The following is a 14,558-nucleotide window of genomic DNA, read 5'->3' as shown; positions in this document are numbered from 1 at the left end:
TGATGATACAAATTTTAAAAGTAGTCCTTTTGGCGTTGACCATTGTTTTGGCATCATGCAAAACGGAGTCCAAACGATCCATTAAAACAGAAAACATCACCTTTACCAAAGAAGGTGAACTTGCCGTACTGTCCACAGAAACAGATTCCATCAAGGCCAATTTTGATATTGAGATAGCCGAAACGGAGTACGAGACCCAAACTGGACTTATGTACCGAAAATCCATGAGAGAAGATCGAGGTATGCTCTTCATTCAGCCTACAGAGTCTTTACAGTACTTTTACATGAAAAACACCGAAATCCCTTTGGACATTATTTACATTAATTCAGGAATGAAAATTGTGAGCTTCCAAAAAAACGCTGAACCCTTCAATGAAGATACGCTTCCTTCCAATGCGCCCGCAAAATATGTGTTGGAAATCAATGCAGGGCTTTCCGACCAATTAGGTTTGCAAGTTGGGGATAGCATCTCATTTTCGCGTAATTAAATGCCTAAATATCTCTTAGAAAATCAAGTTTCGAATCGTTTGATTTTTCGAAAGCTCGAAGAGTCGGATTTTGAGGATTGGCTACCCTTTTACCACAACCCAAAATCCACCCAATATTGGCAAGGACTTCCCACTAACCCCGTTGAAGCATGCAGAACACAGTTTGATCGAGTTTTTGAACGCTACGATAATGATTTGGGTGGAATGAACGCTCTTATTTTAAAAGAATCTAGAGAGCTGGTCGGAATCTGTGGGCTCCTTGTTCAAACCGTGGATAATGTAAAAGAACTGGAAATTGGGTATTCGGTATTACCAAATTTTTGGCTACAAGGGTTTGCTTTCGAAGCTGCTAAAAAATGTAAGGAGTTTGCCTTTGAAAACAATCTTGCAGATTCATTGATTTCCATTATCCATGTGGACAATCTGCCATCGCAAAAAGTAGCACTTAAAAATGGTATGTTGTTGGACAAAACCACCACATACAAGAATAATCCGGTTCATATTTTTCGGGTGAACCAAGGATAATCGTAATTTTAGGGTCATACGTTTTGCCACATGAAGCCACCCAAAAGCTACGCTATTCTTATACAAAACAATTCCAACACCGACCAATTGGTCCAGGACTTGCTCAGTCATCGTGCAGTTGATGGATTGCTAGCGCTACAACCTTTAAAAGGGCTTCTTTTTTCTCGATCGGAAATCAATCGATACATGGACGAAGAAGACCGTCACGACATCAAGATTTTGACCAAGAACGGCGAACAACCCTTAAAAACCATGAGCAGCGGTGAACAGAAAAAGGCCCTACTCAACTACTTGTTGCAGCAGAACCCTGATTTTATGGTGCTTGTAAATCCTTTTGACAATTTGGATATAGCCACCCAAGCGAAACTTAAAGAACAGCTTTTGGATATTGCCTCCCACAAAATTTTGGTTCAATTAGCGAGCAGATTGGATGATATATTGCCGCATACCAACCACTTTTTTAAACTGGATGGGGATAGCTTGCATCAGTATGAATCCCCTGATGTCTTTTGGGAAGAAAACAAAACCAAATCCATCAGTTTTAACGGTACCATACCACCACCCTTGTCCCCTGTTGCTCTTGACCTAAAGGAATTGGTTAGCTTTAAAAAGGTCTCCGTTGGTTTTGATGGCCGCCAAGTGCTTAACAACATAGATTGGACCATCAAAAAAGGGGAGTTCTGGCAACTGATCGGCCCCAATGGGAGCGGGAAGTCCACATTATTGTCCATGATCACAGGTGACAGTCATAAAGGCTACGGCCAATACCTCACCATTTTTGGACAAAAAAAAGGGAGCGGTGAAAGTGTTTGGGACCTGAAACAAAAAATTGGATACTATACCCCTGCCATCACCAATAAATTTCGTGGTTACCATAGCTTGGAAAATATGATCATTTCCGGATTACATGACTCTATTGGACTTTATGTGCTGCCAACCGATAGCGAAAAACAACTGGCCAACAAATGGCTAGATCTTTTAAACCTAGAACATAGAAAGAACGAACACTTTAGGGACTTATCTGTCGGGGACAAACGCTTGGTAATGATGGCCCGCGCTATGGTAAAGCACCCACCTTTACTTATTTTGGATGAGCCCACAGCTGGTTTGGACGATGCCAGTGCCAACTTATTTGTAGCCTTGGTAAACAAAATAGCCAAAGAAAGTGATTCTGCCATTGTTTTTGTCTCCCACCGAAAAGAGCCACAGTTGGAACCTGAATACATTTATGAGCTCCATCCTTCGGAAAACGGCTCTAAAGGAATCAGGTTAGATCATTAAGTGGTTAAAAAACAACCTCTTAGGTAAATCACCCGTTTTTTTGCTATCTTATAGGGAATTCAATCATTAACTTTTCCCATACATGCAAAAAATAAATGTTAAGCCAGGAGCTAAACTTGTGGATTACAAGGCATACGGCTCCCTTTACTCCTCTGTTCTGGATTTTATGGAACAGGCCAAAGACCCTATCGAATCCCTTAAAGGACGAACCATTTGGATGATCAACTCGACCGCCATTGGTGGAGGTGTTGCCGAAATGCTTCCGAGTCAAATGCGCATATTGCGAGAGTTGGGCGTATCTATCGAATGGCTCGTTATCGAAGCGAAAAAAGATGCCTTTTTTGATTTGACCAAACGCATTCACAATGCCATTCACGGTAGTGGCAACGGTGTTTTTACAGAGGAAGACCGCAAAATTTACGAAGAAGTTAACCGCAACAACCTTTCCAAAGCCCTCGAACTTATCAATGATGGCGATATTGTTGTGGTGCATGACCCACAGCCCATGCCCTTGGCGGCCATGATCAAAAAAGAAAAAAACGTTTCCATTATTTGGAGATGCCATATCGGTCTGGAAGAAGATACCGATGTTACCGATGCCGTTTGGAAATTTTTGGAACCGTACACCAATGATTATGACCATTTTGTGTTCAGTCTCCCCTCCTACGTTCCCAAGCCATTGAAAAATAGAACTTCCATTATTCCTCCTGCCATTGACCCTTTGAGCCATAAGAACCGGGAACTTCAGTTGCATAAGTGCATTGGTATTTTATATCAGTCAGGGATTTTGGACGACCATAAAGCCATTCTGTATCATCGATATGAGCATTTGGTAAGAAAAGTAATGCCAGATGGTTCTTTCGACGTTTTGGATGCAGGTCAAAACCTGGATTTAATCTATCGCCCGATCGTGACTGAAATCTCGAGATGGGATCGCCTAAAAGGTTTTAAGGAGCTGATGGAAGCCTTCATTAAAATGAAATTGGACAACCGAAAATACGGTGACCCAAAAAGTTTGGAATACAAGCGTATTGAAATGACCTTATTGGTGATGGGTGGGCCCGACCCTGCTTTTGTATCCGATGATCCTGAGGGCAAAGAGGTTTTAAAGGAACTAACAGAAACCTACAAAAAAGTGGATAGCAGCATGCAGAATGATATTGCCATATTGCTGTTACCCCTTGATAATCCGAAACAGAATGCTTTGATCGTAAATGCGCTTCAGCGAACATCGAGCATTATTGTCCAGAACTCTATCCAAGAGGGGTTTGGACTTACCGCAACAGAGGCCATGTGGAAAAGAAAACCCGTTTTGGTATCCAACGCTGCCGGGCTCAAATATCAAGTGGTCCACAATCAAACGGGGCAAATAAATGCAGACCCGACGGATATTGAAAGTTTAGCCAAAACTTTGGCCTATATGCTCAACCATCCAAAAGAAAGGGACAAATGGGGCTTTAATGGTCAGCTCAGGGTAATCCAAAACTTTACCTTGTTCAGTCAATTATTATCGTGGCTGGGGACATTATCTGCAAACAAAATATAAAAACAAAGGCCCTCAAAAATGAGGGCCTTTCTTATAAAGTGTAATGTAAAAAAACGAAAAACTATGCTCCTGTAGCAGCAGCAATTTTCTTCTTTAATGAGTCGAACATCACGGGTGTTGCAATAAATACGGAAGAATATGTACCTACAATCACACCTACGATCATGGCAAACATAAATCCTCTTAAGCTTTCCCCACCAAAGATGAAGATGGCCAACAACACGATCAATGTTGTCAAAGATGTATTCAATGTTCTACTCAATGTACTGTTCAACGCCAGGTTGATATGTTCTCCACCTTTCCAACCCTTTAGGCCGGTAACTTCACGAATACGGTCGAATACTACCACCGTATCATTCAGGGAATAACCGATTACCGTTAGAATGGCGGCAATAAAGGCTTGATCAATTTCCATGTTAAAAGGCATAATGCTTCCTGTCAGTGAGAATATACCCAATACAATCAATACATCATGGAATACCGCAACAACAGCACCCAAAGAGAATTGCCATTTTCTAAATCGCAATAAGATGTATAGGAAAACTACTGCCAATGAGCCTATAATAGCCAATATGGCGCTCTTTTTAATATCATCGGCAATGGTTGGACCAACCTTACGGTATTTCAACACACCCAGGTCTTCTGCTGTGCCTCCGGGTTTAAAATCGTCATAGCTGGTACCATCAGGGAAGTATTTTTGAAGATGTGTGAACATTTCGTTCAAAATCTCGGTATCCACTTCCGGTCCATTTTCTTCGAACCTATAATTCGTTGTGATTATAATTTGATTGGCAGCTCCAAAAGTTTTGGCATTGGTTCCACTTCCGAATACTGAATTTAAGTCTCCAGCTATCTCGGAAGGATTCACTGCTTGTTCAAATCGAATTTGGTAAGAACGTCCTCCCACAAAATCCACACCTTGTTGAAGCTTGAGGGTAAACAATGAAATTATACTGACTGTAACCATTATTCCCGAAATGATGTAAGCTACCTTACGCTTGGACAAGAAATCTATGCTCAAGTTCTTGAACAGGTTCTTGGTAATTCCAGTACAGAAATCCAATCGACGTCCTTTTTTGCTGGTATAGGCATTAATCATCAAACGAGTCACAAAAATCGCTGTGAACAATGAGGTTACGATACCAATCATCAAAGTTGTGGCAAAACCTTTAATAGGTCCTGAACCAAATATGAAGAGTATGATCGCGGTAAGTCCTGTTGTAATGTTGGCATCCAAAATAGAGGACAAAGCATTTCCAAAACCATCGGCAATGGCCTGTGCCTTTCCTTTTCCACGGTCCAATTCTTCTTTTATCCTTTCAAAAATAAGTACGTTGGCATCCACCGACATACCAATGGTCAATACGATACCCGCAATACCTGGCAACGTTAACACAGCTCCAAGGCTGGTCAACACCCCAAAAATCAAAAGAATGTTGAACAATAGTGCGATATCGGCAAAAACTCCTGCTCTTCCGTAATAGAAAATCATCCATACCAACACAAATAGCATGGCTATTACAAAAGACATCAAACCACTGTTGATCGCTTCTTGACCCAATGAAGGGCCTACCACAAAAGAGTCTATAATCTCTGCAGAAGCAGGAAGTTTACCTGCACGCAATACGTTGGCAATATCTTTGGTTTCGTTTACGGTAAATGTACCCGTGATTTCGGAACGGCCTCCAGAAATAGGTCCTGAAGAAACACCAGGTGCCGTATATACCTTGTTATCCAAAACAATGGCAATACCCGTTTGGTTGTTGTATGCATCACCTGTTAGTTCTTCCCACTCCTTGGCACCACGTGTATTCATCGTCATGCTAACAGCGGGTTTGTTGAACTGGTCAAAAGTATCCTGTGCATCGGAAACTACATCACCGCTTATTCTAGGTGTACCTTCTCTATTGGATTTTAATGCATACAAATCAACTACCTCAGCATCTTTGGATGGACGCTCCCAAAGGAACTTGGTAAATTGAATATCGTTTGGCAATAATCTTTTGATCTCCGGCATTCTCAAATAACCGCCCAACTCGGCAGTATCGGAAACCATAGCACGGGCTATTGCGTGGCTACCTGGGTTGGCCGGCAGCAATTTGCCCAATATTGGGTTAACGTCCTGAGCCATGTCCAATGAGTCTTGCGAAACATCGGAAAGCAGGGAGTCAATCTCTGATTCTGGTTTGGAAACTTCCTCTTCGGTAGTTTCAGGCTCTAAAATTTCTTTTAAACGCTCGTTGGCGTTCACCAAAAAGTTCCCAAGGCTTTGGTTGCTTTGTGGATACGTTTCCCAAAACTCCAATTGTGCTGTACTGGACAACAGCTCTTGTGCACGAGCAATATCCTTTGCACCGGGAAGCTCCACTACGATCCTTCCTGAGTTTCCTTCTCTTTGAATATTCGGTTGGGTTACCCCAAATCCATCAATACGTTCACGAAGTACTTCAAATGCAGAAACAATGGATTCATCAATTTTTCTTCTGATGATAGGTTTTACCTCGTCATCCGTCATTTGAAAATTGATATCATCGCTAAGTCCCTTGTTCGCAAAAATATCAGGGGAAGCCAATTTGGTATCTCCTTTAATATTATCAAAGGCATCAAAGAATAGCTCCAAATAGGTGTCGTCGCTATTTGTTGAAGCTTCATCGGCATCGGCCAATGCTTTGTTGAAAACCGGGTTTTTGGTATTGTTGGCCAAGCCTTTCAAGATATCCTTCACGGAAATCTGCAAGGTAACGTTGATACCTCCCTTAAGGTCCAATCCTTTGTTCAACTCTTTAGTCTTGGCTTCCTCATAGCTCGTAAAGCCCAAAACAGTGTTGTCACTGATGGAGTCCAAATACGATGCTTCTAAAGCTTCACGCTTTGCAACATAGTCTTCCTCAGCTTCCGAAATTTGGCTAACAGCGTATGCTTCAGCGTCTCCTTCCAACTTATTAGTGATGAAAGTATAAGACAACTGATAGATGCTCACCAAGCCAAAAAGGATAGCGAAAAGCCTTATAAGTCCTTTATTCTGCATTGATTGTTAATTTTTTAGAAGTTTTCTTAAACAGCGTGCAAATATATCATTTCCGATAAGATTTGACAATAGAAATTAATGTAATTGCAATTACAGGTTACGCTTAAGCTGTTAAAATGAAAATGTCATTCTGGACAAACCTAGAGATTCCAATGCAAATTCAAGAGAAATCTTTTTTAGGTCGCATCCAAAATGACATTTCAGTAAGACTATATTTTACGGATTAAACTTCTAGCAATCCGTTGGTTTTCTTAACACCTTCGGCACTTTCCTGCATTTTGGCCTTTTCGGCATCGGACAATTCGATTTCAACGATCTTCTCGATTCCGTTTTTACCCAAAATTACTGGTACACCGATACAGATATCATTCAAATCATATTCCCCTTCCAGCAAAGCGGAACATGGGAACATTTTCTTTTGATCACAAGCAATGGCCTGAACCAATCCAGATACTGCAGCACCTGGCGCATACCATGCACTGGTCCCCAACAAACCTGTAAGGGTAGCTCCACCTACTTTGGTCTCTTCCACCACCCAGTTCATTTTATCTTCGGATAAGAACTCGGAAACTTTAACACTGTTTCTGGTAGCATGACCGATCAAAGGAACCATTCCTTTATCACTATGTCCGCCGATTACCATACCGTCGACATCGGATATTGGCGCTTCCAACGCCTGGGCCAATCTATACTTGAAACGGGCACTATCCAAAGCACCGCCCATACCGATAATTCTGTTCTTTGGCAATCCCGTTGCTTTATGCACCAAATAAGTCATGGTGTCCATTGGGTTACTTACCACAATAATGGTTACGTTCGGAGAGTGTTCCAAAAGGCTGGTTGCCACGGTTTTCACAATTCCAGCGTTGATTCCGATCAATTCTTCACGGGTCATTCCCGGTTTACGTGGTATACCTGAAGTGATCACTGCAATATCACTACCGGCAGTTTTGCTATAATCGTTGGTGCTTCCCGAGATTTTGGTGTCAAATTTGTTCAAGGAGGCGGTTTGCATTAAATCCATGGCCTTACCTTCGGCATATCCTTCTTTGATATCCAATAAAACTACTTCTGATGCAAAATTTTTCATTGCTATGTACTCAGCACAGCTTGCTCCCACTGCGCCTGCTCCAACTACGGTAACTTTCATTTGTATAGATTTAAATTTTAGTCTTCAAAAATAAGGCATTTGACTCAGAAAAAGGCTGACTTTTACCAGTTTTAGCGGCCTTATTCAACCGAATTCCGCAAAGTTGACATCCACTACAAAAATGAAAAGAAATATTTCGGAGAATCGGGGATAAAAGCCAAACACAAATATTTTGTCTTTTTTATGCAATAGATTCTTACAAACTTACGTTCTAATAGTCCCAAAATCATTTTAACCTACTTGACCTATGAAAAAGCTCTTTTCATTGTTGTCCATTATAGGCATTATCGCCATAAGCAACTGTACCCGTGTACCAGAAAACAACGACCCTATTTTGGGTGTTTGGGCAAAAACCGAATCTTCCAGTATTGAAGGCAAAAGCGAGAGTTCCATTCGTGAAGAATGGATCTTTAACGATGTTTACCTAGGCAGATACCAAAGATATTCCAACTCCGAATTAATTTTTTACACTGATTTTAAATGGTCCCAGGAAAATGGAAACTATTCCATTGTTTATGGCGACCCACAAGTGACCGATATTACCGTTAGCTTGCAAAAAGCAAAAGATCCTGAAGTATTGACCTTGGACAATGGCTCGGTCTTCGCCACCAGGGAATGACGTGAAGACTACATATATGAAAATAGGAGGCCCCGTAATCGGGGCCTTCTTTATTATTGATCGGTTGATTTGGTGTTTTTCTACCTGAACCCGAAGTTCACACCAAAGGTAAAGGTGCTGAATTCAGAGATATTATATTCTGCGTTGAGCCTAAAAAAGCCCAATTTTAACTTGGTACCCAAATTGGCAGAAACGCCACTTGCTTTTTTACTAACAGAAAATGGATCCACAACTGTTTCGGAAAAGAAAGGTCCGTTGGCTTCGTAAGTACCCAACAAATCGATATCGGACTTACCGGTAATATACCCAACTCCCCCGTAAAAATTAATTACAGGAATATTTCTTGTGGATACGACGGCACTAAAATTCCATGTTTTGAAAGATGCATCTATACGTTGATCACTACCACTAATGGTAGAAGACTCCGTAAAATCATACTCACCATTCAAGTTCGTATAACCTATAACTGCAGAAATGGCCACCGGCAATAATTTATCGGCTGGCAACATTTTTGTAAAATCATATTGCAGACCAGCTCCAAAAAGGCCGATCTTGGCATCTTCGTCAAATTTGATCTTAGGCAAAAAACGCGCTTTCACTTCCAATCCTTTGATAAGGCCAACGCTTCCCTGAAGGTATCCAGAAGGAATAAAGTTCAGATTTTCGGCTGAAAGCCCTGTCGGCAGCTCAAACTCTTCTCGGAAAAATCCGCTTTCATCCTCTACGAAAACATTTACCCCCTCAATATCACCTAAACCGGTAGCGACCATTCTGGCTTGTCCTGGATTATCCACGAAATCAAGGTTTTCATAATCAGCGGGATCCAATAAAAACGCTTTTTTATCGTCCTTGTTCTTGAATCCTGTCATGTTTCCAATAATGGAAATTTCGAACCCTCCCAAGGGTTTGGCATCGGCTGTATTGTACCACCCATTGGATATACTATAAATCGATGCTTCTGATACTGGCGCTAAATATGCATTGGCAAATTGTTCGGCATCTGCCACACCCGATACAAAAATATCATTCAGATCTTGGGCTTTTCCCATAGTGACAGAAACCAGCGCTAGCGCTAAAATTATTCTTTTCATAATGTTGAAGTTTTCCCCAAAACTAAAAAACTCGCCTTTTTAGGGCGAGTTTTTGTTGTGAAATGCCTATTATCTATACATCTATATTCGCATAGACGGCATTTTTCTCTATAAATTCACGTCTTGGAGGTACTTCATCACCCATCAACATAGAGAATATACGGTCAGATTCTGTGGCATTATCAATACTTACTTGTCGCAATGTTCTGTGCTCTGGGTTCATGGTTGTATCCCAAAGCTGCTCAGCGTTCATTTCACCAAGACCTTTGTATCGTTGGATACTCGCGCCACCGTTCATTTCTTTATTTATTTGATCACGTTCCTTATCGGTCCAAGCGTACCGTTTTTTGGAACCTTTTTTCAACAAATAAAGTGGTGGTGTGGCAATGTAGACGTGCCCCCCCTCTATCAACTCCCTCATATAACGGAAGAAGAAGGTCAAGATCAACGTTTCAATGTGGCTACCATCGACATCCGCATCACACATGATCACTACTTTATGGTAGCGAAGTTTGTCCAGGTTCAATGCTTTACTATCTTCCTCGGTTCCAATGGTTACTCCGAGAGCCGTATAAATGTTTTTGATTTCTTCGTTTTCAAAAACCTTATGCTGCATGGCTTTTTCCACGTTAAGGATTTTACCACGCAATGGTAGAATGGCCTGGAAATTCCTGTCCCTACCTTGTTTGGCCGTACCACCTGCGGAATCTCCCTCTACCAGGAATACTTCGCATTTGGTCGGGTCCTGTTCTGAACAATCGGATAGTTTACCAGGTAATCCACCAACGCTCATCGGATTCTTACGCTGAACCATTTCACGAGCTTTTGCAGCTGCATGTCTTGCTTGGGCGGCCAACTTCACCTTTTCCACGATTTGCTTGGCATCATCTGGATTCTCTTCCAAATAATCCGTTAACATCTCGGAAACGGCCTGACTAACGGCACTGGTCACCTCTCGGTTACCCAATTTGGTCTTGGTCTGCCCCTCAAACTGTGGTTCTGCCACTTTTACGGAAACAATAGCGGTAAGTCCCTCTCGGAAATCATCTCCGGAAATTTCAAACTTTACCTTGTCCAGCATTCCAGAGTTGTCGGCATACTTTTTAAGTGTGGTCGTCAAACCTCTTCTAAACCCGGAAAGGTGCGTACCCCCTTCATGGGTATTGATATTGTTCACATAGGAATGCAGGTTCTCCGTGTACCCCGTATTGTATACCATGGCCACTTCCACAGGGATACCGTTCTTCTCCCCTTCCATGGAGATGACATTCTGAATCAATGGCTCCCGGGTACCGTCCAAGAATTTGATAAATTCCTTAAGACCTTCCTCTGAGTGGAATATCTCAGAGATGAATTCTCCTTTTTCGTCCTTGTTTCTTTTATCTGTAAGCGTTATGGTAACCCCTTTGTTCAAATAGGCAAGCTCACGCATTCTATTGGCAAGGGTCTCATAACTATATTCTATAGTTTGGGTAAAAATCGTGGTGTCCGGAATAAAGGTTACTATGGTTCCTGTTTCCTTGCTCTCACCGACACTTTTAACAGGGTATAAAGTCTTACCTCTTTCGTATTCCTGTTCCCAAATTTTGCCATCCCTGTAAACTGTGGCTTTTAAGTGAGAGGATAAGGCATTCACACAAGATACACCTACACCGTGAAGTCCACCGGAAACCTTGTAGGAGTCTTTATCGAACTTACCTCCAGCACCGATCTTGGTCATAACCACCTCCAATGCGGAAACACCTTCTTTTTTATGCAGGTCCACTGGGATACCCCTACCATTATCCTGGGTTGTTATGGAGTTATCCTCATTGATGATCACATCAATTTTATCACAATGGCCGGCCATGGCCTCATCAATGGAGTTATCCACTACTTCGTACACCAAATGGTGCAATCCCCTGACCCCTACATCTCCAATATACATGGAAGGTCTCATACGTACGTGCTCCATTCCCTCAAGGGCCTGGATACTATCCGCCGAGTATTGTTTCTTGTTCGCTTCTTCGCTCATATATTTTTAGGTATTTGCCTCAAATTTTCAAATCTTACAAATATAATCAATACCCCGTGCAAATGGCCTCTAAGAGCCTATTGAACAGCTTAAGTTATCAACAAATCCTGTGGAAAACGGACCAATGCAAAACGGGTTTGGCAACTTAACCTCTAACAACTAAAAAGCCCCTTGGGTAAGGGGCTTTTCGGACTAATTAAAAAATGAAACAAGTTAAATTTACTGCTTCATATCGTTTGGTTGGTTTAAACAAGGATTATTTCACATATGCATCGGTATGAACCTTGGCCACAGCTCTTCCCGATGGGTCGTTCATGTTCTTGAAAGCTTCGTCCCACTCCAGGGCGATTTTGGTACTACAGGCTACCGATGGCTCCTGTGGCACGCTCAACGCTGCCGCATCCGACGGGAAGTGACTTTCAAAAATTGAACGATAATAATATTCTTCTTTCGAGGTCGGGGTCTGAATCGGGAATTTGAAATGGGCATTTTCCAATTGCTCATCTGTAATTTCTTCTTCCACCAAAGCTTTCAAAGTATCTATCCAGCTATATCCGACACCATCCGAAAATTGTTCTTTTTGTCTCCAGGCCACACTTTCGGGCAAATAATCCTCAAATGCTTTTCGCACCACCCATTTCTCCATACGTTCACCGTTGATCATTTTATCTTTTGGGTTGATGCTCATCGCTACATCCATAAACTCTTTGTCCAAGAAAGGAACGCGTCCTTCGATACCCCATGCTGCCAAGGATTTATTGGCTCTTAGGCAATCGTACATGTGAAGTTTATCCAGTTTTCTCACGGTCTCCTCATGAAAATCCTTTGGGCTTGGCGCCTTGTGGAAATACAGATATCCCCCGAACAATTCGTCCGCACCTTCACCCGATAGGACCATCTTAATCCCCATGGATTTGATCACTCTGGCCATTAAATACATTGGTGTTGAGGCTCTTATAGTCGTAATATCGTAAGTTTCTAGGTTATATACAACATCTTTTATCGCATCCAAGCCTTCTTGAATGGTAAATTTGATCTCGTGATGTACCGTACCAATATGGTCAGCCACTTTTTGAGCGGCAGCCAAATCGGGCGAACCCTCCAATCCAACAGAGAAAGAGTGCAACTGTGGCCACCACGCATCGGCAGTATCACCAGACTCTACTCGTTTTTGAGAATATTTTTTTGCAATTGCGGAGGTCACGGAAGAATCCAATCCACCAGATAACAGTACTCCATAAGGCACATCGGACATCAACTGGCGGTGTACGGCAGCTTCCAGTGCTTCTTTTATCTTGTCAATACTGGTTTCGTTTTCCTTTACGGCATCGTACTCCATCCAATCACGCTTGTACCATTTCACAAACTCTCCATCGGAACTGTGCATATAGTGCCCTGGAGGAAACAGTTGGATTTTGGAACAAGTTCCTTCCAAAGCTTTCAACTCGGAAGCTACGTAAAAGGTTCCGTTCTTATCCCAACCAATATACAATGGAATGATTCCCATATGGTCACGGGCGATGAAATACTCGTCCTTTTCGGAATCATAGATGGCAAAACCAAATATTCCGTTCATTTCATCCACAAAATCAGGTCCCTTTTCTTGATAAAGCGCCAAAATCACCTCACAGTCGGACTGGGTCTGAAAATCGTATTTCCCATCAAATTGTTTTCTCAACTCTTGATGATTATATATTTCACCGTTGGCGGCCAAAACCAATTTACCATCGGCACTGAACAATGGTTGTTTTCCTGAAGCAGGATCCACAATGGCCAATCTCTCATGGGCCAAAATGGCTTTGTCGTTGGAGTAAATACCACTCCAATCCGGCCCACGGTGCCTTACTTTCTTCGACATCTCTAACAATTGGGGCCTAAGTACCTCCGTACTTTCCTTTACATCAAATGCGCATACAATACCACACATATCAATTAATTTAGTAACAATTTTCAAACAAAAATGAACTTAAAGATTAATATATAAAACCCTAAAGTTATTTTGAATTACATTTAATAACTATTTATGTCCATTAAAATAAAATATGTAATTTTTTTATTCTTTTATGCTTTTAACCCGAACGCTTTGTAAGGTTGTTTAATTTTCTCGTCTGTATATTTATAGCAACATTAGAATTAATTAGTTTTACAAGGAACTTAAATCACAATCATGAAGAAATTAACATTACTACTTTTAGTGCTTTGTACCAGTTTAGTATTCACCACAGAAGCTACGGCACAAAAATTCAGTGGACTTGATGCGAGTCCAGCGGATATTGCGTATTATCCTGCAAGCTCCAGGGAGGCCGATAAAGCTGCCCGTGTTATTTACAGTCGCCCACAATTAAAGGGACGTAGCCTTGCCGAATTGGCTCCGGTTGGAAAAGTTTGGAGAACAGGTGCAAACGAAGCTACAGAAATTACATTTTACAAGGATGCCAAAGTTGGCGGTAAAACCATTAAAGCCGGTTCCTACTCTTTGTTTTCCATTCCCGGCGAAGATGAGTGGACGGTAATCCTGAACAGCAACCTACACCAATGGGGTGCTTATTCCTACGATAGCGATGGTGATGTAGTTAGAGCTACGGCAACAGTTTCTACCGACAGTGAAGAATTGGAAGCTTTTGGAATGGCTTTCGATGACGATGGAAACTTGGTTATGGGTTGGGGAACCACAAGGGTTACCTTGCCTATCAGCTACTAAAAAGTTTTAGTCTTAAAAATATAAAAGCCCCATTTCGGGGCTTTTTTTTATTTCTCTTCACAACTCAAAAAAGCTTCAAGTAAATTCTTCACTTCGTTCAGAATGACAAAAGGGT

At 41.7% G+C, this 14,558-nt stretch carries 11 protein-coding genes; 6 read left to right on the top strand and 5 right to left on the bottom strand.

Going from position 1 to position 14,558, the window contains the following annotated elements; all coding sequences use genetic code 11:
* Positions 1 to 2: 2 nt before the first annotated feature.
* The 4 genes from J0654_RS17925 (at position 3) to J0654_RS17910 (ending at position 3,840) form a co-directional block, all read left to right on the top strand.
* Complete coding sequence (locus J0654_RS17925; RefSeq protein WP_207030492.1) at positions 3 to 488, top strand: DUF192 domain-containing protein; 486 nt, start codon at positions 3 to 5, stop codon at positions 486 to 488.
* On the top strand, positions 489 to 1,013 hold the full coding sequence (locus J0654_RS17920) for a GNAT family N-acetyltransferase (RefSeq protein ID WP_207030491.1): 525 nt from the start codon (positions 489 to 491) through the stop codon (positions 1,011 to 1,013).
* A 30-nt stretch (positions 1,014 to 1,043) separates the two neighbouring features.
* Entirely contained in the window at positions 1,044 to 2,294 is a 1,251-nt protein-coding gene (locus J0654_RS17915) for an ATP-binding cassette domain-containing protein (protein ID WP_207030490.1), read from the top strand.
* A gap of 82 nt (positions 2,295 to 2,376) precedes the next feature.
* Positions 2,377 to 3,840: a glycosyltransferase gene (locus tag J0654_RS17910; protein WP_207030489.1), complete on the top strand. Its 1,464-nt coding sequence runs from the start codon at positions 2,377 to 2,379 to the stop codon at positions 3,838 to 3,840.
* 61 nt (positions 3,841 to 3,901) lie between these two features.
* On the opposite strand, the gene secDF is transcribed toward J0654_RS17910, so the two are convergent.
* Together secDF and J0654_RS17900 are read right to left on the bottom strand one after the other, a co-directional pair.
* Positions 3,902 to 6,868, bottom strand: coding sequence for a protein translocase subunit SecDF (gene secDF / locus J0654_RS17905; protein WP_207030488.1), 2,967 nt, complete (start codon positions 6,866 to 6,868; stop codon positions 3,902 to 3,904).
* Between the two features lie 223 nt (positions 6,869 to 7,091).
* A complete protein-coding gene (locus tag J0654_RS17900; RefSeq protein ID WP_207030487.1) occupies positions 7,092 to 8,018 on the bottom strand; it encodes a malate dehydrogenase in 927 nt (308 codons plus the stop codon).
* 247 nt (positions 8,019 to 8,265) lie between these two features.
* Between J0654_RS17900 and J0654_RS17895 the strand changes: the two genes are divergently transcribed.
* A complete protein-coding gene (locus tag J0654_RS17895) occupies positions 8,266 to 8,637 on the top strand; it encodes a hypothetical protein (protein WP_207030486.1) in 372 nt (123 codons plus the stop codon).
* An 80-nt stretch (positions 8,638 to 8,717) separates the two neighbouring features.
* On the opposite strand, the gene J0654_RS17890 is transcribed toward J0654_RS17895, so the two are convergent.
* The 3 genes from J0654_RS17890 to asnB all read right to left on the bottom strand — a co-directional run bounded on the left by J0654_RS17890 (position 8,718) and on the right by asnB (position 13,669).
* Complete coding sequence (locus tag J0654_RS17890) at positions 8,718 to 9,728, bottom strand: DUF6588 family protein (RefSeq protein ID WP_207030485.1); 1,011 nt, start codon at positions 9,726 to 9,728, stop codon at positions 8,718 to 8,720.
* 73 nt (positions 9,729 to 9,801) lie between these two features.
* Positions 9,802 to 11,742 carry a DNA topoisomerase (ATP-hydrolyzing) subunit B gene (gyrB, locus tag J0654_RS17885; RefSeq protein ID WP_207030484.1) on the bottom strand — a complete coding sequence of 647 codons (1,941 nt, stop codon included), beginning with the start codon at positions 11,740 to 11,742 and terminating at the stop codon, positions 9,802 to 9,804.
* 256 nt (positions 11,743 to 11,998) lie between these two features.
* Complete coding sequence (asnB, locus tag J0654_RS17880) at positions 11,999 to 13,669, bottom strand: asparagine synthase B (RefSeq protein WP_207030483.1); 1,671 nt, start codon at positions 13,667 to 13,669, stop codon at positions 11,999 to 12,001.
* Between the two features lie 240 nt (positions 13,670 to 13,909).
* On the opposite strand from asnB, the gene J0654_RS17875 reads away from it, so the two are divergent.
* Positions 13,910 to 14,443, top strand: a complete 534-nt coding sequence (locus J0654_RS17875; protein ID WP_207030482.1) for a DUF2911 domain-containing protein — start codon at positions 13,910 to 13,912, stop codon at positions 14,441 to 14,443.
* Positions 14,444 to 14,558 lie beyond the last annotated feature (115 nt).

The organism is Flagellimonas profundi, from assembly GCF_017313275.1.
Lineage (GTDB): Bacteria > Bacteroidota > Bacteroidia > Flavobacteriales > Flavobacteriaceae > Flagellimonas > Flagellimonas profundi.
The sequence above is the reverse complement of the archived record's forward strand: the minus strand, read 5'-3'. Positions and strand labels throughout refer to the sequence as shown.

Excerpts from the sequence above, each read along its gene's own strand:
- J0654_RS17925 (WP_207030492.1), top strand. The coding sequence starts at position 3 with ATGATACAAATTTTAAAAGTAGTCCTTTTGGCGTTGACCATTGTTTTG.
- J0654_RS17920 (WP_207030491.1), top strand. The coding sequence starts at position 489 with ATGCCTAAATATCTCTTAGAAAATCAAGTTTCGAATCGTTTGATTTTT.
- J0654_RS17915 (WP_207030490.1), top strand. The coding sequence starts at position 1,044 with ATGAAGCCACCCAAAAGCTACGCTATTCTTATACAAAACAATTCCAAC.
- J0654_RS17910 (WP_207030489.1), top strand. The coding sequence starts at position 2,377 with ATGCAAAAAATAAATGTTAAGCCAGGAGCTAAACTTGTGGATTACAAG.
- secDF (WP_207030488.1), bottom strand. The coding sequence starts at position 6,868 with ATGCAGAATAAAGGACTTATAAGGCTTTTCGCTATCCTTTTTGGCTTG.
- J0654_RS17900 (WP_207030487.1), bottom strand. The coding sequence starts at position 8,018 with ATGAAAGTTACCGTAGTTGGAGCAGGCGCAGTGGGAGCAAGCTGTGCT.
- J0654_RS17895 (WP_207030486.1), top strand. The coding sequence starts at position 8,266 with ATGAAAAAGCTCTTTTCATTGTTGTCCATTATAGGCATTATCGCCATA.
- J0654_RS17890 (WP_207030485.1), bottom strand. The coding sequence starts at position 9,728 with ATGAAAAGAATAATTTTAGCGCTAGCGCTGGTTTCTGTCACTATGGGA.
- gyrB (WP_207030484.1), bottom strand. The coding sequence starts at position 11,742 with ATGAGCGAAGAAGCGAACAAGAAACAATACTCGGCGGATAGTATCCAG.
- asnB (WP_207030483.1), bottom strand. The coding sequence starts at position 13,669 with ATGTGTGGTATTGTATGCGCATTTGATGTAAAGGAAAGTACGGAGGTA.
- J0654_RS17875 (WP_207030482.1), top strand. The coding sequence starts at position 13,910 with ATGAAGAAATTAACATTACTACTTTTAGTGCTTTGTACCAGTTTAGTA.